Origin of the sequence: Pseudomonas sp. B21-051 (assembly GCF_024748795.1) — a bacterium.
Classification (GTDB): domain Bacteria; phylum Pseudomonadota; class Gammaproteobacteria; order Pseudomonadales; family Pseudomonadaceae; genus Aquipseudomonas; species Aquipseudomonas putida_A.
In genome coordinates, this window is record NZ_CP087166.1 from 123,902 (window position 1) to 144,582 (window position 20,681).

The window sequence follows — 20,681 nt, forward strand, 5'->3', positions numbered from 1 at the left end:
AGAGCGACCATGGGCGCGCTGTCGCATCTGCGAGTACTGGATTTATCACGCGTGCTGGCCGGGCCTTGGGCCGGGCAGATTCTCGCCGATCTTGGCGCCGAGGTGATCAAGGTCGAGCGCCCGGGCAATGGCGATGACACGCGCGCCTGGGGGCCACCCTTCCTTAAAGACGCCTATGGTGAGAACACCAGCGAGGCGGCCTATTACCTGTCGGCCAACCGCAACAAGCAATCGGTGACCATCGACTTCACCCGACCAGAAGGGCAAAACCTCGTACGGGAGCTGGCGGCGAAGTCGGACATCCTGATCGAGAACTTCAAGGTCGGTGGCTTGGCTGCCTATGGGCTGGACTATGAGTCGCTCAAAGCGATCAACCCGGATCTGATCTATTGCTCGATCACCGGCTTCGGTCAAACCGGGCCGTATGCCAAGCGTGCCGGATATGACTTCATGATCCAGGGGCTCGGCGGGCTGATGAGCCTGACCGGTCGTCCTGAAGGTGATGAAGGTGCCGGGCCGGTGAAGGTGGGGGTGGCGCTGACGGACATCCTTACAGGTCTGTATTCGACCGTGGCGATTCTGGCAGCGCTGGCTCATCGTGATCACGACGGCGGCGGGCAACATATCGATATGGCTTTGCTGGATGTGCAGGTCGCATGCCTGGCGAACCAGGCGATGAACTATCTGACTACCGGCAATGCACCGAAACGTCTGGGCAATGCACACCCTAATATTGTGCCTTATCAGGACTTCCCGACGGCCGATGGTGATTTCATTCTTACCGTTGGCAATGACGGACAGTTCCGCAAGTTTGCCGAGGTGGCGGGCCAGCCGCAGTGGGCGGACGATCCGCGTTTCGCGACTAACAAGCTAAGGGTGGCTAACCGCTCGGTGTTGATTCCTCTGATCCGTCAGGCAACGGTATTCAAGACCACTGCCGAATGGGTGGCGCAGTTGGAGCAGGCGGGCGTGCCGTGTGGGCCGATCAACGATCTGTCCCAGGTGTTTGAGGATCCGCAGGTGAAGGCGCGTGGCTTGGCAATTGAGTTGCCTCACGCACTGGCGGGGATGGTGCCGCAGGTGGCGAGTCCGATCCGGTTATCGCAGACGCCGGTCGAGTACCGCCGTGCACCTCCTTTGTTGGGCGAGCATACGCTGGAGGTTTTGCAGCGGGTGCTGGGTCTGGGCGCAGGTGCGGTGGATGCGCTCAAGGCTGATGGGGTGCTTTGAGTATCGCTTCTATATAGAAGGAATCGTTTCCCTCCTTCTAAATAGAGGATTTTGTATGTTTTTTAACCGATCTGTAAGTTGTTGAAAGAAAAGTGAAAAAAGCGGTTGACGGCAGATTCTGGAAGTCTATAATTCGCCCCACTTCCGGCGCAGTCGAAACGGAAAACTCCTTGAGATTCAATGAGTTACGCAGTTTTCGACAGCAACTTGCTTCAGCTCATCGAAGCCTGGAAGGATTTGAAAGAGCGGTGATGGTTGGCTCTTTTGACGGCTCGATCTTCTCGGTCGAAAGCGGAGAAAAAGAGGTGTTGACAGCAGCGTGTAACGCTGTAGAATTCGCCTCCCGCTAACGAGAGATCGGAAGCGCAAGTGGTTGAAGTTGTTGAAGAAATCTTCGAAAACTTCTGAAAATAATCACTTGACAGCAAATGAGGCTGCTGTAGAATGCGCGCCTCGGTTGAGACGAAAGATCTTAACCAACCGCTCTTTAACAACTGAATCAAGCAATTCGTGTGGGTGCTTGTGGAGTCAGACTGATAGTCAACAAGATTGTCAGCATCACAAGTTACTCCGCGAGAAATCAAAGATGTAACCAACGATTGCTGAGCCAAGTTTAGGGTTTCTTAAAAACCCAAAGATGTTTGAACTGAAGAGTTTGATCATGGCTCAGATTGAACGCTGGCGGCAGGCCTAACACATGCAAGTCGAGCGGATGAAGGGAGCTTGCTCCTGAATTCAGCGGCGGACGGGTGAGTAATGCCTAGGAATCTGCCTGGTAGTGGGGGACAACGTTTCGAAAGGAACGCTAATACCGCATACGTCCTACGGGAGAAAGCAGGGGACCTTCGGGCCTTGCGCTATCAGATGAGCCTAGGTCGGATTAGCTAGTTGGTGAGGTAATGGCTCACCAAGGCGACGATCCGTAACTGGTCTGAGAGGATGATCAGTCACACTGGAACTGAGACACGGTCCAGACTCCTACGGGAGGCAGCAGTGGGGAATATTGGACAATGGGCGAAAGCCTGATCCAGCCATGCCGCGTGTGTGAAGAAGGTCTTCGGATTGTAAAGCACTTTAAGTTGGGAGGAAGGGTTGTAGATTAATACTCTGCAATTTTGACGTTACCGACAGAATAAGCACCGGCTAACTCTGTGCCAGCAGCCGCGGTAATACAGAGGGTGCAAGCGTTAATCGGAATTACTGGGCGTAAAGCGCGCGTAGGTGGTTTGTTAAGTTGGATGTGAAATCCCCGGGCTCAACCTGGGAACTGCATCCAAAACTGGCAAGCTAGAGTATGGTAGAGGGTGGTGGAATTTCCTGTGTAGCGGTGAAATGCGTAGATATAGGAAGGAACACCAGTGGCGAAGGCGACCACCTGGACTGATACTGACACTGAGGTGCGAAAGCGTGGGGAGCAAACAGGATTAGATACCCTGGTAGTCCACGCCGTAAACGATGTCAACTAGCCGTTGGGAGCCTTGAGCTCTTAGTGGCGCAGCTAACGCATTAAGTTGACCGCCTGGGGAGTACGGCCGCAAGGTTAAAACTCAAATGAATTGACGGGGGCCCGCACAAGCGGTGGAGCATGTGGTTTAATTCGAAGCAACGCGAAGAACCTTACCAGGCCTTGACATCCAATGAACTTTCCAGAGATGGATTGGTGCCTTCGGGAACATTGAGACAGGTGCTGCATGGCTGTCGTCAGCTCGTGTCGTGAGATGTTGGGTTAAGTCCCGTAACGAGCGCAACCCTTGTCCTTAGTTACCAGCACGTAATGGTGGGCACTCTAAGGAGACTGCCGGTGACAAACCGGAGGAAGGTGGGGATGACGTCAAGTCATCATGGCCCTTACGGCCTGGGCTACACACGTGCTACAATGGTCGGTACAGAGGGTTGCCAAGCCGCGAGGTGGAGCTAATCCCACAAAACCGATCGTAGTCCGGATCGCAGTCTGCAACTCGACTGCGTGAAGTCGGAATCGCTAGTAATCGCGAATCAGAATGTCGCGGTGAATACGTTCCCGGGCCTTGTACACACCGCCCGTCACACCATGGGAGTGGGTTGCACCAGAAGTAGCTAGTCTAACCTTCGGGAGGACGGTTACCACGGTGTGATTCATGACTGGGGTGAAGTCGTAACAAGGTAGCCGTAGGGGAACCTGCGGCTGGATCACCTCCTTAATCGACGACATCAGCTGCTCCATAAGTTCCCACACGAATTGCTTGATTCATTGAAGAAGACGATAGAAGCAGCCCGAAATTGGGTCTGTAGCTCAGTTGGTTAGAGCGCACCCCTGATAAGGGTGAGGTCGGCAGTTCGAATCTGCCCAGACCCACCAATTTTTGTGTGGGAAACCTGTAGAGATACGGGGCCATAGCTCAGCTGGGAGAGCGCCTGCCTTGCACGCAGGAGGTCAGCGGTTCGATCCCGCTTGGCTCCACCACCACTGCTTCTGAAGTTTGAAAGCTTAGAAATGAGCATTCCATCGCTGTGATGGTGAATGCTGATTTCTAGTCTTTTGATTAGATCGTTCTTTAAAAATTTGGGTATGTGATAGAAAGATAGACTGAACGTTACTTTCACTGGTAACGGATCAGGCTAAGGTAAAATTTGTGAGTGACTCTTAAGAGTTTTGCGAATTTTCGGCGAATGTCGTCTTCACAGTATAACCAGATTGCTTGGGGTTATATGGTCAAGTGAAGAAGCGCATACGGTGGATGCCTTGGCAGTCAGAGGCGATGAAAGACGTGGTAGCCTGCGAAAAGCTTCGGGGAGTCGGCAAACAGACTTTGATCCGGAGATGTCTGAATGGGGGAACCCAGCCATCACAAGATGGTTATCTTGTACTGAATACATAGGTGCAAGAGGCGAACCAGGGGAACTGAAACATCTAAGTACCCTGAGGAAAAGAAATCAACCGAGATTCCCTTAGTAGTGGCGAGCGAACGGGGACTAGCCCTTAAGTGGCTTTGAGATTAGCGGAACGCTCTGGAAAGTGCGGCCATAGTGGGTGATAGCCCTGTACGCGAAAGTCTCTTAGTCATGAAATCGAGTAGGACGGAGCACGAGAAACTTTGTCTGAATATGGGGGGACCATCCTCCAAGGCTAAATACTACTGACTGACCGATAGTGAACTAGTACCGTGAGGGAAAGGCGAAAAGAACCCCGGAGAGGGGAGTGAAATAGATCCTGAAACCGTATGCGTACAAGCAGTGGGAGCCCACTTTGTTGGGTGACTGCGTACCTTTTGTATAATGGGTCAGCGACTTATTTTCAGTGGCGAGCTTAACCGAATAGGGGAGGCGTAGCGAAAGCGAGTCTTAATAGGGCGTCTAGTCGCTGGGAATAGACCCGAAACCGGGCGATCTATCCATGGGCAGGTTGAAGGTTAGGTAACACTGACTGGAGGACCGAACCGACTACCGTTGAAAAGTTAGCGGATGACCTGTGGATCGGAGTGAAAGGCTAATCAAGCTCGGAGATAGCTGGTTCTCCTCGAAAGCTATTTAGGTAGCGCCTCATGTATCACTGTAGGGGGTAGAGCACTGTTTCGGCTAGGGGGTCATCCCGACTTACCAAACCGATGCAAACTCCGAATACCTACAAGTGCCGAGCATGGGAGACACACGGCGGGTGCTAACGTCCGTCGTGAAAAGGGAAACAACCCAGACCGTCAGCTAAGGTCCCAAAGTTATGGTTAAGTGGGAAACGATGTGGGAAGGCTTAGACAGCTAGGAGGTTGGCTTAGAAGCAGCCACCCTTTAAAGAAAGCGTAATAGCTCACTAGTCGAGTCGGCCTGCGCGGAAGATGTAACGGGGCTCAAACCATACACCGAAGCTACGGGTATCACGCAAGTGATGCGGTAGAGGAGCGTTCTGTAAGCCTGTGAAGGTGAGTTGAGAAGCTTGCTGGAGGTATCAGAAGTGCGAATGCTGACATGAGTAACGACAATGGGTGTGAAAAACACCCACGCCGAAAGACCAAGGTTTCCTGCGCAACGTTAATCGACGCAGGGTTAGTCGGTCCCTAAGGCGAGGCTGAAAAGCGTAGTCGATGGAAAACAGGTTAATATTCCTGTACTTCTGGTTATTGCGATGGAGGGACGGAGAAGGCTAGGCCAGCTTGGCGTTGGTTGTCCAAGTTTAAGGTGGTAGGCTGAGATCTTAGGTAAATCCGGGATCTTAAGGCCGAGAGCTGATGACGAGTTACCCTTTGGGTGACGAAGTGGTTGATGCCATGCTTCCAAGAAAAGCTTCTAAGCTTCAGGTAACCAGGAACCGTACCCCAAACCGACACAGGTGGTTGGGTAGAGAATACCAAGGCGCTTGAGAGAACTCGGGTGAAGGAACTAGGCAAAATGGCACCGTAACTTCGGGAGAAGGTGCGCCGGTGAGGGTGAAGGACTTGCTCCGTAAGCTCATGCCGGTCGAAGATACCAGGCCGCTGCGACTGTTTATTAAAAACACAGCACTCTGCAAACACGAAAGTGGACGTATAGGGTGTGACGCCTGCCCGGTGCCGGAAGGTTAATTGATGGGGTTAGCTAACGCGAAGCTCTTGATCGAAGCCCCGGTAAACGGCGGCCGTAACTATAACGGTCCTAAGGTAGCGAAATTCCTTGTCGGGTAAGTTCCGACCTGCACGAATGGCGTAACGATGGCGGCGCTGTCTCCACCCGAGACTCAGTGAAATTGAAATCGCTGTGAAGATGCAGTGTATCCGCGGCTAGACGGAAAGACCCCGTGAACCTTTACTATAGCTTTGCACTGGACTTTGAATTTGCTTGTGTAGGATAGGTGGGAGGCTTTGAAGCGTGGACGCCAGTTCGCGTGGAGCCATCCTTGAAATACCACCCTGGCAACTTTGAGGTTCTAACTCAGGTCCGTTATCCGGATCGAGGACAGTGTATGGTGGGTAGTTTGACTGGGGCGGTCTCCTCCTAAAGAGTAACGGAGGAGTACGAAGGTGCGCTCAGACCGGTCGGAAATCGGTCGTAGAGTATAAAGGCAAAAGCGCGCTTGACTGCGAGACAGACACGTCGAGCAGGTACGAAAGTAGGTCTTAGTGATCCGGTGGTTCTGTATGGAAGGGCCATCGCTCAACGGATAAAAGGTACTCCGGGGATAACAGGCTGATACCGCCCAAGAGTTCATATCGACGGCGGTGTTTGGCACCTCGATGTCGGCTCATCACATCCTGGGGCTGAAGCCGGTCCCAAGGGTATGGCTGTTCGCCATTTAAAGTGGTACGCGAGCTGGGTTTAGAACGTCGTGAGACAGTTCGGTCCCTATCTGCCGTGGACGTTTGAGATTTGAGAGGGGCTGCTCCTAGTACGAGAGGACCGGAGTGGACGAACCTCTGGTGTTCCGGTTGTCACGCCAGTGGCATTGCCGGGTAGCTATGTTCGGGAAAGATAACCGCTGAAAGCATCTAAGCGGGAAACTTGCCTCAAGATGAGATCTCACTGGAACCTTGAGTTCCCTGAAGGGCCGTCGAAGACTACGACGTTGATAGGTTGGGTGTGTAAGCGCTGTGAGGCGTTGAGCTAACCAATACTAATTGCCCGTGAGGCTTGACCATATAACACCCAAGCAATCTGCATGCTCGAAAGAGACCAGATTGCGGTGTGTGAAGACGCAATGAACCGAAAGTTCGCGATGCTCACAAACACCTGTATCACATACCCGATTTGCTGAAGCGAGGCCAACAGGTCACGAGTCAGTACCCGAATTTCTTGACGACCATAGAGCGTTGGAACCACCTGATCCCATCCCGAACTCAGAAGTGAAACGATGCATCGCCGATGGTAGTGTGGGGTTTCCCCATGTGAGAGTAGGTCATCGTCAAGATTAAATTCCGAAACCCCAATTGCGAAAGCAGTTGGGGTTTTGTTTTAGTAGAAGTCACCGATTTTGCTGGCACGTTACCGTGTTGACGGGCCAGATACAGAATTTCTTGACGACCATAGAGCGTTGGAACCACCTGATCCCATCCCGAACTCAGAAGTGAAACGATGCATCGCCGATGGTAGTGTGGGGTTTCCCCATGTGAGAGTAGGTCATCGTCAAGATTAAATTCCAGAACCCCTGTCTGCTAACGCAGACAGGGGTTTTGTCGTTTCAGGGTTTCCGAACGTCAGGCCGCTTTGCGAGCCTTGCTGATGCGCCGGGCCTGCCACTTGCGCCACCAGATGTAGACGCCAGTCCCCGATAGCCCCGCGATCAGAACCCCCAATACCGCGATGATCACTTGCCCGGTGAAGCCGATGATCCGTCCGCCATGTATCGGTAGTTGCAAGCGGTAAAACCGTTCCCCCAGTGTCCCTTGTCCGGCAATTTCCTGACCTAATAATCGCCCGTCAGTACCGTGGAAAAACAACCAGGATTTGCCATGCGCTTCAGTGTCGTGTTGCCCGAATCCTGCGCCGTAGAAGTTGTACTCAAAGCTGTAATACAACTCCCCGATCGCCGCTGTCAGTCCTAACCTCTTCCCCTCGACCAATGCCCTTTCGTACGCCTGTTGATAACTCAACTGTGTCACCCCCAACTCAGATGGAGGCATTCGCCCTCGAGCCTCATAAACGCTCGGCTCGATCGGTGAAAGCAGCGACACCGCCGGTTTGAAGACCTGACTGGGCAAGTTCATCGCGACACTGCTGACCGCAATCGGTAGCAACAACAACCACAGCCACAATCCACCGGCCCGATGCAGATCGAAGTTGAGTCGATAAACGTGGCCGCCCTTGATCTTCCAGGCCGTCGACCATTTCTTCCAGAACGGTTTGCCACGAGGAAATGTCAGCCACAGCGCGATGAAGCAATCGATCACCCAAGCGATGGCAACCAAACCCATCAACCACAATCCCCAGTTTCCGGGCAACGTCAGGTTGTAGTGAAACTCGAGAATGAACGGAATGAAGTTCTCCCGTGCAAAGCAGCACTCGCCCCAGTAACGTTGCCCTTTCAGCTCGGCATTGACCTGATCCAGATAGAACACCTGATTGCGCTCATCAAACGGTTTGCCTGTCGCCGGGTCGTTACGTGGGACCGCCGCCAATAATGCGGTATGCCCAACTTCGTCCGGATACTCCATGTACCAGACCTGCAACTTCGGATGCGCAGTCTGAACCGCGTCGACCAACGCCCCGGGAGGCAATCGCTGACCCTCGGCGGAGCCCGCATAGAATTGCGGATTCAGCCACTCATCCAGCTCATGATTGAACGCCAGAATGCTCCCGGTGATCCCGGCCAGCAGCAAAAACACCGCCGTCGCCAGCCCGATATAGCGATGCAACAACACCAATGATGCGCGCATGAAAGTTCCCCACAAAGACGACAAAGCCAGCCCCTGAACAATCAGGGGCTGGCTTTTTTATGCACTAGGCAAAGGTTTAGAACTGGTAGCTGACCGTGGCGGCGACGTTGCGCTCTTCGCCCATGTAGCAGAAGTTCAGACTCGCACAGGAGGCCACGTAGGATTCATTGGTCAGGTTGTTCGCGTTCAGGCGCACGTCGACGCCCTTCAAGCCAACCTTGCCCAGGTCATAACCGATGGATGCGTCGAACAATGTGTAGGACGGCACCTTCAGCGTGTTTTCCGCATCCGCCCAGCTGTAACCGACATAACGCACACCACCGCCCAGGCGCAGGCCGTCGAGTGCGGCACTGTCGAATTTGTAATCCGCCCACAACGAGGCCATGTGCCGCGGTGCCTGAGTTGGCGAGTTGCCTTTGTTCTCGATCACGTCGGTCGGCGTGCTCAGGGTGCTGACCATCGACTTCGAATACTCGATATCGGTGAAGGTGTAGCTGCCGAGTACTTTCAGGTTGTCGGTCAACTGCATGTGCGCTTCCAGCTCCAGGCCTTGCGAGCGGACAGCGCCTACCGCGCGGTAGAAGTTTTCCTGCGGCAGTTTGGTCGCCAGATTCTCTTGATCGATGCGGAACAGCGACGCGGTGAACAGGTTGTCGGTGCCCGGCGGCTGGTACTTCAGGCCGACTTCCCATTGCGTCCCGTCAGTTGGCGGCAGAGGATTACCGGCGCTGTCGGCATACGAGTTCGGGTTAAACGACTCGGAATAGCTGATGTACGGCGCCAGGCCGTTATCGAATAGATACAACGCACCAGCACGGCCGGTCAGTTTGGTGCGGCGGTCATTGATTTCCGTGCCGACCGGACGGCCCGCTTCGGCGATACGGTTCTCATCCGACGTCTCGACCCAGTCCTGACGCAGCCCCAGCGAGAACCGCCACTGGTCCATCTCGATCAGGTCTTGCAGGTAGACCCCGGTCTGCTCCAGGCGGCGCAGGTAACTGGTGTCGCCGTACATATCGATCGCCGAATTGCCGTAGACCGGGTTGAACGCATTGATCGGCGCCAGACCACCACTGGTCCAGTCGACCACCGTCTTGCGTCGTTGATAATCTGCGCCCATCAACACGGTGTGCTTGGTAGCCCCGGTAAAGAATTCGGCCTGCAGCATGTTGTCGACGATGAACGCATGCAGACGTTCATCGCCGCCGGTGTAATAGCGGTTCAGTTCGTTGCTGGTTGGTGTCGTCCAGCCATAGGCGTAGACCTGATCCATATTCACTTTGGAGTCGAGGTAACGGAAATTCTGCCGCGCCGTGAAAACATCGTTGAAGCGATGTTCGAACTGATAGCCGAACGACTGCTGATCCCGCGAGTAACCATCAATCCCCGGCTCACCTTCGAAGAAATGCGGCGAGATGCGGTTGCCGTTGCGCTGATGAATCGTCCCGTCCGCCGGCACGCCGCCGTGGTAGCCGCCATCCGGATCGTGCTGCAGATACGCCTGTAGCGTCAGCGAGGTGTCTTCGCTGAAGTCGATACTCAGGGTCGGGGCGAGGGCGAAGCGTTTTTCCTTGTTGTGGTCGAATTGTGTGTCGGACTGATCGGACAAACCGGTCAGACGATAGGCAATGCGCTTGTCGTCATCGACCGGACCGCTGAAGTCAAAACCGACCCCGCGCTGACCTTGGGTACCGACCGTGGCCTGCACCTGATGATAGGCCTCGTACAACGGCTTTTTACTGGTCAGCGCCACCAGCCCACCGGGCGAACTGCGACCATACAACACCGACGACGGGCCTTTGAGAATATCCACGCGCTCGAGGAAATACGGATCGACCTGCATGGTGCTGTAGGTGCCGCTGTCGCCCATCGACTTGAGGCCGTCGAGGTAGATGTTGTCCACCGAGCCGTCGTTGAAACCGCGCATCGCCACGTAGTCGTAGCGATGGGTTGCGCCGTAAGGGTTGGTCAGCACGCCGGGGGTATAACGCATCGCCTGGGAGACGGTCTGCGAGCCTTGATCGTCCATTTGCTCGCGAGTGACCACCGATACGCTTTGCGAGGTTTCCAGCAGAGCAGTACTGGTCTTGGTGGCGATCTGACTGTGAGTGGCGTTGTAGCCTTCCATGCTGCCCAGCGCGTTACCGAGGGCGAAGCCTTTGATATCGGTGGTTGGCAGTGCCAGCGCGTCGGTTTCACTGACAGCACGCAGGACGTAGCTGCTGCCGTCCTGGCTGACTGCTTCCAGGCCCGAACCGCTGAGCAAATGGCTCAACGCCTGATCAGTTGAATATTCGCCCTGTACGCCCGGAGACTGTTGTCCCTGAGTTTGCTGCGGGGTCATCGACAAGGTGATGCCCGCCTGACGAGCAAACTGGTTCAGCGCTTCGCCCAGCGGGCCGGCGGCGATGCTGTAGCGATGACTGCTCGCTTCACTGGCAGGGGCGGCGAGGCTCAGGCCGGGCAGCGTACCGGCACCCAGAACGGTGGACAGCAGGGCGGCGCGAACGGCGTGGCGCAGCAGGCCCGATTCGGCAGTGAAATTCAGCGGGTTCTTACAGGTGATGCGGACAGTCATTGTAGGTTTCCGTGGGCAGTCGAAAAGGCTGAGTTAAAGTGCTTACTGACCAAGCCGAACTTGTCGCGAAAACCCGCCAAAATAAATTCAGGCCACTGCTTCCAGCGTGACCCACCATCGGGTGCGATAACGCAATTGCACCGGCAGGGTCTGCGGCAGGATGGCAAGCAGCTTGTCGGTGTCCTCCAGACGGAACACTCCGGACAGGCGCAAGTCCGCCACCTGCGGCGCACACGTTACGAAGCCCTGCCGATAACGCCCGACCTCGTTGAGAAGATCGCCCAGGCGCATGTTGCGAGTGACGATCAAACCGTCGACCCACGCGCCCACGTCCATATCCAGTGGCGCTGCCGGGCGCACCTGATGGTGATCAATCAGATAGGTCTGCCCGGCGAGTGCCTCGACGGAGGTTGCGCCGCTGCGGATGGCGACGCTCCCGGAGCTGACAGTGAGCCGCGTGCAATCGCTGTCCTGACGCAGGATGAAGCGAGCCTTTATCGGCTCATAAATGCCATGACGACTTTGCACGCGAAGTGGCCGGTTGAAAGTCGCGCCTTCATCGTTACCGCCGCATGTGACGATGATTTCGCCGCGAGTGAGTTTGATCAGCCGCTGCTGCGAGGTGTAATCCAGATCCACTGCGCTGGCAGTGTTCAGCTCGATCCGCGTGCCATCGGGTAACTGGAAGCTGCGGCGTTCGCCGGTCGCCGTCGCGTAATCAGCGCACCACTGCTGCCACACGGAGGTGTCCTTCGCCAGCCATGCCGCGGAGCTCATCAGCACCGCGCCAGACAGCAGCTTCAAGGCTTGTCGCCGGCCCAATCCCTGCGCACTGTTTTCCAGCGTATTGAACGCCACCTGGGCGCCGGGCACCGCGCGCAGGTTATGGCTCAATTCCGCTTGCAGCGACTGCACGCGCTGCCAGGCCAGCTCATGCTCATGATGTTCGGCGCGCCATGCATCGCACTGATGACTCAGGCGCGCATTGCCATGGTTGTTGCGCAGCCGCAGCAGCCAGTGAATGGCTTGCTTGACCACCTGTTGCTGCGGCTCGGCGCGGCGCGCGACTGAGTTGTTATCCACAGGCATCAACTTGCGTACCGCAACACGTAGCAGTGATACAGCGCATCGGCGACGTAACGTTCGACTGAGCGCAGTGACAATCCCATCTGCGCGGCAATCTGCTTATGGGTCAAACCTTCGCACTGCGCCAGCAGAAACGCCTGACGCACTTTCGGCCGCAAGCCTTCGAGCATGCGCGCGATGTTCTCAAGCAACTCGATCACCAAGGCGCGGGTTTCGGCGCTCGGGGTTTCGGCTTCGGGCAAATGGGCGATGGTTTCGAGATAGGCGCGTTCGATTTCTGCACGACGCCAATGATCGATCACCAGGCCACGGGCGATGGTGCGTAAAAATGCGCGAGGCGCCTTGAGTTCAAGACGTTCGCTGCGCTGCAACAGACGGACGAAGGTGTCCTGGGCCAGATCCGCGGCATCCGCGGCGTTGCCCAGCCGTGCCCGCAGCCAGGCGTTAAGCCAGCCGTGATGACTCCTGTAAAGCGCCTGCACTGCAAACTCAGGTGAGGACATGAACGCGACAGCCCGAACGTCACAAATGATAATTAGTCGCATTTTTATCAGGGGCTGCGAATTTTGCAACCTCTGCTCGGAGATCCAGCAAAAAAACTTCGTGGCGAACGCTCTGGCACGCCGTTCGGCGGGAATCTGATAGAAATGCAGGCCATTTCCCACGCAGCCCTAAGATTTCCGTGAATGGTGCCGACAGACTGGTGAGACATGCGTGCACCAAAGTAGAGCGGCCGTCAGAACGCCGCCTGCGCTGTACATGGAATGTTGCATCCCGGAACGCATCCCCACTTTTGCATAAGAAGTCCCATGAAATGAATCTCAAGTTCAGCCATAAAATCCTGTTGGCCGCCTCGGGCGTCGTGGTCCTGGCTTTCGCTTTGTTCACCCTCTACAACGACTATCTGCAGCGCAACACCATTCGCCAGAATCTTCAGTCGTCCGTGCAGCAGGCCGGCGATCTGACCGCCAGCAGCGTGCAGAACTGGATGAGCGGGCGGATCCTGGTGCTGGAAAACCTCGCGCAAAACGTTGCCCATCAGGGCAAGGACGCCGATTTCCCGGGGCTGGTCGATCAACCGGCCTTCACCTCGAACTTCCAGTTCACCTACGTCGGTCAGGCCAACGGTGTGTTCACCCAGCGCCCTGACGCGAAGATGCCCGACGGCTACGACCCGCGTCAGCGCCCTTGGTACAAGCAAGCAGTCGTTGCTGACAAAACCATGCTGACGCCGCCGTACATGGCGGCGGTCGGCGGTCTGGTCGTGACCATCGCCATGCCGGTGAAAAAGAATGGCGAACTGCTGGGTGTGGTCGGCGGTGACCTGAGCCTGGAAACACTGGTGAAGATCATCAACTCGGTGGACTTCGGTGGCCTCGGCCACGCATTCCTGGTCAGCGGCGACGGTCAGGTGATCGTCAGCCCGGACAAAGACCAGGTGATGAAGAACCTCAAGGACATCTACCCGAATTCCGGCGTGCGCATCGAGAAAGGCAACCAGAACGTGGTGCTCAACGGCCAGGAACGCATCCTGTCGTTCACCCCGGTCAGCGATTTGCCGAATGCCGACTGGTACATCGGTCTGTCGATTGATCGTGACAAGGCCTACGCCGCCCTCAGCCAGTTCCGTACTTCGGCGCTGATCGCGATGTTCGTCGCGGTTGCTGCGATTGCGCTGCTGCTGAGCCTGCTGATCAACGTCCTGATGCGTCCGCTGACCACCATGGGCCGCGCGATGCAGGACATCGCTCAAGGCGAAGGCGACCTGACCCGTCGTCTGGTCGTGGCAGGCAAGGATGAGTTCGCCGAACTGGGCAGCGCGTTCAACCAGTTCGTCGAGCGCATTCACGCGTCGATTTCCGAAGTGTCGTCGGCCACCCGTCACGTGCACGACCTGTCGCAACGGGTAATGGCCTCGTCCAACGCCTCGATCATCGGTTCCGACGAGCAAAGCGCGCGCACCAACAGTGTCGCCGCAGCGATCAACCAATTGGGCGCCGCCACTCAGGAAATCGCCCGCAACGCCGCCGATGCTTCGCAGCACGCCAGCGGCGCCAGCGAGCAGGCCGATGACGGTCGTCAGGTGGTCGAGCAGACCATTCAGGCGATGACCGAGCTGTCGCAGAAGATCAGCCTGTCGTGCACCCAGATCGAAACCCTCAACGCCAGCACCGACAATATCGGCCACATCCTCGATGTGATCAAAGGCATCTCGCAGCAGACCAACCTGCTGGCGCTCAACGCGGCCATCGAAGCGGCCCGTGCCGGTGAAGCCGGACGCGGTTTTGCGGTGGTGGCGGACGAAGTGCGCAACCTTGCCCATCGCACTCAGGAATCGGCGGAAGAGATCCACAAGATGATTACCTCCTTGCAGGTCGGTTCCCGTGAAGCGGTGACCACCATGAACGCCAGTCAGGCGTCCAGCGAAGAGAGCGTGGAAGTGGCGAATCAGGCCGGTCTGCGCCTGGTCAGCGTGACCCAGCGCATCGGCGAAATCGACGGCATGAACCAGTCGGTGGCCGCTGCAACCGAAGAGCAGACGGCGGTGGTGGAAACCCTCAACGTCGACGTCAACCAGATCAACCTGCTGAACCAGCAGAGCGTCGCCAACCTCAATGAAACATTGAAGGACTGTGATGCGCTGTCGCAGCAGGCGAATCGGTTGAAGCAGTTGGTGGACAGCTTCAAGATCTGACCGCGTTATCGTTCTTCGCGAGCAGGCTCGCTCCCACAGGTTGACCGTGTTCCCCTTGAAGGAATGTGATCAAAATGTGGGAGCGAGCCTGCTCGCGAAAGCGGTCATGCAATCACCGCTCAACAACAGCCTTAAACAAACAGTTTCAGCACATTCCCCATCGCATCATCGGCAAACCCCTGCACGAAATCCTTGAACCCCGGCAGCGCTTGCGCCCCACTTGATGCCGGCTCGGCAATGATCGTCCAGGTCGCCCGCGACTTCCCCGCCCCCAGCGATTCCACATTCATCGCCGCCCACAAATTCGCCACACCCAAGGTGTTGTAGATCGTGGTCCAGGTCATGGCCCGTGCCTGCTCATCGCGGGAGTTGAGTTGTTCGACCACCACGTTGCCGTCCTTGAAGAATTTCTTGCGCAGCGAAGTCACGCCGTCGCCGGTCATTTCGATGTGCGACAGCGCCGGAATGAATCGGTCGAAGCCTGCGAAATTGCCGACCACCGCCCAGACCTGCGCCGCGTCCGCGGGCACTTCCACCGACGACACAACGTGGCAGCCGTGCGGGTTTTTGATCAGGGTGTCGGGTTGCAGATTGCTCATGGTGTTGCTCCTTTTTGGGTGAACTAGATGAAGTTGATCTGTTTCAGGTAGTCGCAGCCGCGACGCAGCAGCGCCGGGGATTTTTCCGGGTACTGCGCGCCCATCTGTTGCACGCCGGCTTCAGCGTTGGCGTGGCCGATCAGGGAGATGTCGCCGATGTCCTCCTCGAAGCCGTTGAGGTAGAAACCGAGCACGCCGAACAGCGCGTTGTCGGCATCGACCCGGCCCAGTTGCTGTTGCCAGTCGGCGACGCTGACCAGCGAGAACTCGCTGCCGGTTTCGCGGAACGAGGCGACGTAGGCATCCCAACTCAGCGGCTCGGGGTTGTGCAGGTTGAACACCGCTCTTTCGGCCGAATAACGGCTGGCGTGGAAGGCGATGAAGCGGGCGAGAAAGTCCACCGGCATCAGGTCGAAATTCAGCGCGAAGGCCGGTACCTGACCGAGCTGGATTGAGCCCTTGAGCATCAGCATCAAACGGTTTTTGTGCGGCTGGCAGACGCCGCTCAGGCTGTTGAAACTGATGTTCCCGGGGCGATACAGGTTGACCCACACCCCACGCTCGCGCGCCCGTTCGAGGACGCGCTCGCCGACCCATTTCGACAGGTTGTAGCCGTTGCGGATGTAGATCGGCGGGGTCGGCGCGGCGGGCAGTTCGAGCACTCGGCCTTCGCCGTCGACGGTGCTGGAAGCGGACAGCGTCGAGACAAAGTTGAAGACCTTTTTGCTGCGCCCTTCACACAGGCGCAGCAGCTCGAAAATCGGCTCGACGTTATCCGCGGCCAGCGACTCGTAATCGAGTACGTGGTTGACGTTGGCGGCGTTGTGCACCAGCGCGCCGAACTCGCGATCGAGGCGCTGATAATCGTCATCGGCCAAACCCAGTTGCGGGCGGGTGATGTCTGCCGAATAGATTCGCACCCGGCTCAAATCGAGATGTTCGAGACGGTTCTCGCGCAACGCCTGAGCAAAACGCTGTGCCGCCGTTTGCCCGCCGCCGTCACGCACCAGACACGCCACCTCGCTGGCGCCCCAACCGAGCAGCGCTTCGACGATGTGCACGCCGACAAAGCTGTTGGCGCCGGTGACGATCACCTTGTGCACATCGCCCAGGCGACTGATCGGCAGCGGCTCGATGTTCAGCGGGCGCTCGGCGTCGGCCATGGCCTGGGCGCTGAGCACCGCGCTGTCATCAGTACCGCGTACCAGCGTCGCGAGTTTGCTGATGGTCGGCAGTTCGATGAAGCGGTTGATCGAGATGCTGCGCCCGAATTCCTCACGCAAACGCAGCAACATCCGCGACAGCAGAATCGAATGGCCACCGAGATTGAAGAAGCTTTCGTCGGTGGAAATATCGCTGCTCGGCAGCTCCAGCAGTTCTGCCCAGATCTCCAGCAGCAGCGCTTCGTCAGCGGTTGCCGGCAGGCATTTCGGGCCGCTGTCTTGCACGCTAACCGGCAGCTCCAGCAACGCCCTACGGTCGACCTTGCCGTTGCTGGCGAACGGCATCTGCGCCAGTTCAGTCCATGCCACCGGTTGCATGTAGTCCGGCAGAAACTGCTGGGCATGCGCCTTCAATGCATCGCGAGCGGCGTCCGATTGCGGCTGCGCAAGGAACGCCAGAATCCGCCGCTGACTGTCGATCACCACCGCCACCTGACGGTACAACTGGCTCTCGCGCAGGCAGCGCTCGATCTCTTCCGGTTCGACCCGAAAACCACGGATCTTTACCTGATTATCGCGTCGTCCGCACAGCTCGATGCCGTGTTCGCCCCACTTGGCCATGTCGCCACTGCGGTAGGCGCGCAAGCTCTCACCGTGCGGCAGTTGCAGGGTCAGATAACGCTCTGCGGTCTGCTGCGGATTGTTCAAGTAACCGAGGCAGACGCCGGGGCCGACGATGAACAATTCGCCGACGGTGTTCTCCGTCACCGGTTGCAAGTCGTCATCGAGAATCAGCACCTGACTATTGGCAATCGGTGCGCCAAGAGTGCGGTTGCTGTCACCCGGTTTGAGCTGGCGAGCGGTAATCAGCACCGTCGCTTCGGTGGGGCCGTAGAGGTTGTGCAGCTTGCCCTGACGGGTCAGTTGCTCGATGACGAAAGGCTCGCAGACGTCGCCACCGGTCATTACCTCGACGCCTTGCAATTGCTCCAATGGCAGGATGCTCAGCAGCGCCGGCGGCAGGAACGCGTGGCTCAGTTGCCGACGGCGGATCAGCGCCACCAGTTGCAGCGGATCGCGCCGTTGCGTGTCATCCGGTACCACCAGTTCGGCGCCCTGCAGCAGGCTGGGGAAGATATCGATCAGCGAAGAATCGAAACTCAGCGAAGAGAACTGCAAAACCCGGCTCTCGGCGCGCAATTGCACGTAATCGGCGTACCACGCGGTGAAGTGCGCAAGGTTCGCCTGGCTCAGCAGCACGCCCTTCGGATGCCCGGTGGTGCCGGAGGTGTAGAGCGCCATGCACGGTGCTTCAAGCGTCGGCCGCTGACGCATCAACGCTTGGCTGAGATCCGCGTCCGCGCTGTCGATACGACTGACATCCAGCCCCGGCATCGCCGCACCGAGCGGATGCTCACCGTTATGCAACAGCAACGCCGCGCCGGCGTTTTGCAGGATGTATTGCTGGCGTTGCAACGGATGGCTCGGCTCCAGCGGCAGATACACTGCGCCACTGCCGAGCACCGCCAGAATCGAGGCGAACAGCGCCGGGCTTTTCGGCTGGCAGATACCCACGATCCACGGCTGCGGATGCTGCTCGAGCAGCGGTTGCAGACGTTGCTGGATCGCACGGCTGTGCGCGTGCAACTGGCGGTAGCTGAACGACTGCTCGGCCAGGTGCAGCGCCGGTCGCTCGGCGTGCGCGATCAGGCTCTGTTGCAGGCGCTCGATCAGCGGCGTCTGTGCCTGTTGCAACAATGCCGGATGCGTCGTCGCGTTGAGGCGATGGACGTAAGCCAGACTGTCGAGAAACGACAGATCTTCCACCTGTTCGAAGTCCGGCGCCGTGGCCGGCAATGCCTGCTGAAAATACTCGGCATCGCGGGAGAAGCGGCTGACCAGCAGCGCGACTTCGTCGACCACATGTGTCAGCACTCGCTGGCGCAGTGCTTGACCATTGCCGGACGGCTCATCGCCAATCGGCACACGGCTGATCATTGACGAGCCGAGGAAGCACAGCAGGTCGAGCGTCGGCAAACTGCCAAGGCCCGGCGACCCTATACCCAGACGCAGATGCAAGTGCGGAATGGCGCAGAGATCGCCGGCGCCGATGAAGCCATCGTCGATGATCAGGTCTACCGGCGATTGCGCCGCGCCGCTGCGCCGCAAGGAGTGGCCGTGTTGTTCGAGTTCCTGCGCCAGGTCGGTCATGGCCTGGCTGGCGCCAATCAGCAAAATGTCGAGACGTCTCATGTCGGCCTCCTCATCAAACCAGATAGTCACGCAAGGCGTGCCGCACGCAGGGCGTGTCGAGCAGCGAGCTGCTGTGGAAAAAACGCACGATGTTGCCCACCAGCGGATGGTGGCGATTGATCGGGAACGCCAGCCCGGCCATCTCGTCCCTGAGCGAACGGCGCACTGCCTCGCTGACCGGCAAGGCGTCGATCAGACGCAGATCGAAGGACTTCTGGATGTCGTTGGTCAGGTAATGGCCGATGAACACCGGCAGGATCTGCGCGATGGTTTCCCGGTCCGCGTCATTGGCGGTGTGCCAATAGATGCGCACCATGCGCGCCCAGAAGCTGGAATGCCGGCCCTCGTCGAGCAAGTGATCGGCCATCAGCCCTTTGATCGATGGCTTGACCGTATCGTCCCGGGCGAACGCGGCGACGTCGCCGGTCACGGTGTTCTCGGCGATGGCCACGCAGATCAGTTCCACCGCGCTGCGCAGGTGCTCGGGCGCCAACGCCACAGCGGCAGGAATCGCCCGGCTCAGTTCGATTTCTGCGGGCAATTCGATCGGCTCGATGCCGGTCATGGCCACGGTCTGCTGCATGAAATCCATCGCCACCAGTGCGTGGTAATCCTCGTCCACAACCACGGTCATGGCGTCGTATCGACAGGCGAACGGGAAGGGCACGGCGAAGCGATTCTTGGCGATGGCTCGGGCGGTCTGGTCGACGATCTCGGTCTCGAAAATCACCACATCGTTGATGAACTTGTACAGCGTCTGCACCAGGGCGAAATCCCGTTGTTGCGGGCACTCACGCAGGAAGGTTTCGCTGAGCACCAGGGGCTGGCGGCTCAACGGATAGATCAGGCGCTCGTCGTCTTCGAGCACGCGCCGTGGCCGGGTGCGGATGGTGGCGCGGGTTTCCCAGGCGTCGGCGAAGGATTGGTAATCGGCGGCGTTCATTGGGCCACCTCCGCCAAGGGTTCGCGCATGCTCAGACGCAGGCCGTCCCACAGGGCGATGCGGCTTTCCACCGCCGCGATGGCACTGGCGTAGACCTCGGCTTCACGCTGCGGATCGCCATCGACCAGACGCTCAAGCAGTTGCTCTGCTGCCGGACCGTGATCTTCCGAGTCGACCTCGATGTGGCGCTCCAGGTAATAGCGAAAGGTCGGCGCCTGTTCGATGCCGATCCCCCAGTCATCAAGAATGCGCTGGAACATCGTCGGGATAACGCTCTCGCGGCCATGCAGGAACGCGGCGGCGACGCTGTGGCCTGGCGCATGCAGGGCGGTGTGCAGCGTCTCGCGCACAAATTTTGCTGCTGCCGGATCCACTTCGACGCTTTGCAGGGCGACGTCGTAACTCACCCCTTCCTGTTGCAGCGCGACAAACCGTTCGACCGCCGTGGTGCTCGCACCGACTTCGCGCATCGCGTCCAGGTACAGTTCGAAATGGCTGTAATGGCCGTGGGCGGGACGATCATCCGACTCTTCGCCAAGCACGATCTCGTTGATCAGCCGCGCAGCACGCGGATCGCGTGGCGGCAGCCATGGCAGGCGGGTGCAGGTCAGTTCCTGCTGCAGGCGTTTGGTCAGCGACATGAAGTCCCACACGGCGAAGACGTGGGATTCCATGAACCTGCGCAGTACCGATAACGAATCGATTTCGGTAAAGATCGGGTGAACGCTCAATTGCGCTTTTTTCAGGGCGAGTTGTTCTTTAGTTGGCATCATGGCGAACCTCGGTGTTATTGGAATAGAGGGAGTTGCTCGTTCAGT

General features: G+C 57.8%; 10 protein-coding genes, 2 tRNA genes and 4 rRNA genes. 8 read left to right on the plus strand and 8 right to left on the minus strand.

The genetic code is table 11. The features are described from left to right. Nucleotides 1-9: 9 nt before the first annotated feature. The 7 genes from LOY52_RS00620 (at nucleotide 10) to rrf (LOY52_RS00650) (ending at nucleotide 7,302) form a co-directional block, all read left to right on the plus strand. Nucleotides 10-1,230 carry a CaiB/BaiF CoA-transferase family protein gene (locus tag LOY52_RS00620; protein ID WP_258677690.1) on the plus strand — a complete coding sequence of 407 codons (1,221 nt, stop codon included), beginning with the start codon at nucleotides 10-12 and terminating at the stop codon, nucleotides 1,228-1,230. A gap of 643 nt (nucleotides 1,231-1,873) precedes the next feature. Further along, a 16S ribosomal RNA gene (locus LOY52_RS00625) occupies nucleotides 1,874-3,410 on the plus strand. 81 nt (nucleotides 3,411-3,491) lie between these two features. Then, nucleotides 3,492-3,568, plus strand: a tRNA-Ile gene (locus LOY52_RS00630). A 29-nt stretch (nucleotides 3,569-3,597) separates the two neighbouring features. Further along, nucleotides 3,598-3,673, plus strand: a tRNA-Ala gene (locus LOY52_RS00635). A 247-nt stretch (nucleotides 3,674-3,920) separates the two neighbouring features. Further along, nucleotides 3,921-6,812, plus strand: a 23S ribosomal RNA gene (locus LOY52_RS00640). Between the two features lie 153 nt (nucleotides 6,813-6,965). Beyond that, nucleotides 6,966-7,081, plus strand: a 5S ribosomal RNA gene (gene rrf, locus LOY52_RS00645). A gap of 105 nt (nucleotides 7,082-7,186) precedes the next feature. Beyond that, nucleotides 7,187-7,302: ribosomal RNA gene (gene rrf, locus LOY52_RS00650) — 5S ribosomal RNA — on the plus strand. The 16S, 23S and 5S rRNA genes sit together here with 2 tRNA genes alongside, the layout of an rRNA operon. 65 nt (nucleotides 7,303-7,367) lie before the next feature. On the opposite strand, the gene LOY52_RS00655 is transcribed toward rrf (LOY52_RS00650), so the two are convergent. From LOY52_RS00655 to LOY52_RS00670, 4 genes are all read right to left on the minus strand, one after another. Further along, nucleotides 7,368-8,546 (minus strand): PepSY domain-containing protein, encoded by a 1,179-nt coding sequence (locus LOY52_RS00655; RefSeq protein WP_258677692.1) that lies wholly within the window; start codon nucleotides 8,544-8,546, stop codon nucleotides 7,368-7,370. A gap of 76 nt (nucleotides 8,547-8,622) precedes the next feature. Further along, nucleotides 8,623-11,124, minus strand: coding sequence for a TonB-dependent siderophore receptor (locus LOY52_RS00660; protein WP_258677694.1), 2,502 nt, complete (start codon nucleotides 11,122-11,124; stop codon nucleotides 8,623-8,625). Between the two features lie 87 nt (nucleotides 11,125-11,211). After that, the gene (locus tag LOY52_RS00665; RefSeq protein ID WP_258677696.1) at nucleotides 11,212-12,213 is read right to left on the minus strand and encodes a FecR domain-containing protein; all 1,002 of its coding nucleotides are present in this window, start codon (nucleotides 12,211-12,213) and stop codon (nucleotides 11,212-11,214) included. Continuing rightward, a complete protein-coding gene (locus LOY52_RS00670; protein ID WP_258677697.1) occupies nucleotides 12,213-12,713 on the minus strand; it encodes a sigma-70 family RNA polymerase sigma factor in 501 nt (166 codons plus the stop codon). Before LOY52_RS00670 ends, LOY52_RS00665 begins: the two co-directional genes overlap by 1 nt. Before the next feature lie 311 nt (nucleotides 12,714-13,024). On the opposite strand from LOY52_RS00670, the gene LOY52_RS00675 reads away from it, so the two are divergent. Next, entirely contained in the window at nucleotides 13,025-14,905 is a 1,881-nt protein-coding gene (locus LOY52_RS00675; protein WP_258677699.1) for a methyl-accepting chemotaxis protein, read from the plus strand. A 131-nt stretch (nucleotides 14,906-15,036) separates the two neighbouring features. On the opposite strand, the gene LOY52_RS00680 is transcribed toward LOY52_RS00675, so the two are convergent. Genes LOY52_RS00680 through LOY52_RS00695 form a run of 4 tightly spaced genes read right to left on the minus strand, consistent with a single transcriptional unit; the run spans nucleotide 15,037 to nucleotide 20,636 of the window. Continuing rightward, the gene (locus tag LOY52_RS00680; protein WP_258677701.1) at nucleotides 15,037-15,504 is read right to left on the minus strand and encodes an SRPBCC family protein; all 468 of its coding nucleotides are present in this window, start codon (nucleotides 15,502-15,504) and stop codon (nucleotides 15,037-15,039) included. A 23-nt stretch (nucleotides 15,505-15,527) separates the two neighbouring features. Continuing rightward, nucleotides 15,528-18,920 carry a non-ribosomal peptide synthetase gene (locus LOY52_RS00685; protein ID WP_258677703.1) on the minus strand — a complete coding sequence of 1,131 codons (3,393 nt, stop codon included), beginning with the start codon at nucleotides 18,918-18,920 and terminating at the stop codon, nucleotides 15,528-15,530. A gap of 13 nt (nucleotides 18,921-18,933) precedes the next feature. Then, nucleotides 18,934-19,863 carry a diiron oxygenase gene (locus LOY52_RS00690; protein ID WP_258677705.1) on the minus strand — a complete coding sequence of 310 codons (930 nt, stop codon included), beginning with the start codon at nucleotides 19,861-19,863 and terminating at the stop codon, nucleotides 18,934-18,936. Further along, nucleotides 19,860-20,636 carry a DUF3050 domain-containing protein gene (locus LOY52_RS00695; RefSeq protein ID WP_258677707.1) on the minus strand — a complete coding sequence of 259 codons (777 nt, stop codon included), beginning with the start codon at nucleotides 20,634-20,636 and terminating at the stop codon, nucleotides 19,860-19,862. Before LOY52_RS00695 ends, LOY52_RS00690 begins: the two co-directional genes overlap by 4 nt. Between the last annotated feature and the right edge of the window lie 45 nt (nucleotides 20,637-20,681).

Coding starts and splice junctions, on each gene's coding strand:
- LOY52_RS00655 (WP_258677692.1), bottom strand. CDS start 8,546: ATGCGCGCATCATTGGTGTTGTTGCATCGCTATATCGGGCTGGCGACG.
- LOY52_RS00670 (WP_258677697.1), bottom strand. CDS start 12,713: ATGTCCTCACCTGAGTTTGCAGTGCAGGCGCTTTACAGGAGTCATCAC.
- LOY52_RS00675 (WP_258677699.1), top strand. CDS start 13,025: ATGAATCTCAAGTTCAGCCATAAAATCCTGTTGGCCGCCTCGGGCGTC.
- LOY52_RS00695 (WP_258677707.1), bottom strand. CDS start 20,636: ATGATGCCAACTAAAGAACAACTCGCCCTGAAAAAAGCGCAATTGAGC.
- LOY52_RS00685 (WP_258677703.1), bottom strand. CDS start 18,920: ATGAGACGTCTCGACATTTTGCTGATTGGCGCCAGCCAGGCCATGACC.
- LOY52_RS00620 (WP_258677690.1), top strand. CDS start 10: ATGGGCGCGCTGTCGCATCTGCGAGTACTGGATTTATCACGCGTGCTG.
- LOY52_RS00690 (WP_258677705.1), bottom strand. CDS start 19,863: ATGAACGCCGCCGATTACCAATCCTTCGCCGACGCCTGGGAAACCCGC.
- LOY52_RS00665 (WP_258677696.1), bottom strand. CDS start 12,213: ATGCCTGTGGATAACAACTCAGTCGCGCGCCGCGCCGAGCCGCAGCAA.
- LOY52_RS00660 (WP_258677694.1), bottom strand. CDS start 11,124: ATGACTGTCCGCATCACCTGTAAGAACCCGCTGAATTTCACTGCCGAA.
- LOY52_RS00680 (WP_258677701.1), bottom strand. CDS start 15,504: ATGAGCAATCTGCAACCCGACACCCTGATCAAAAACCCGCACGGCTGC.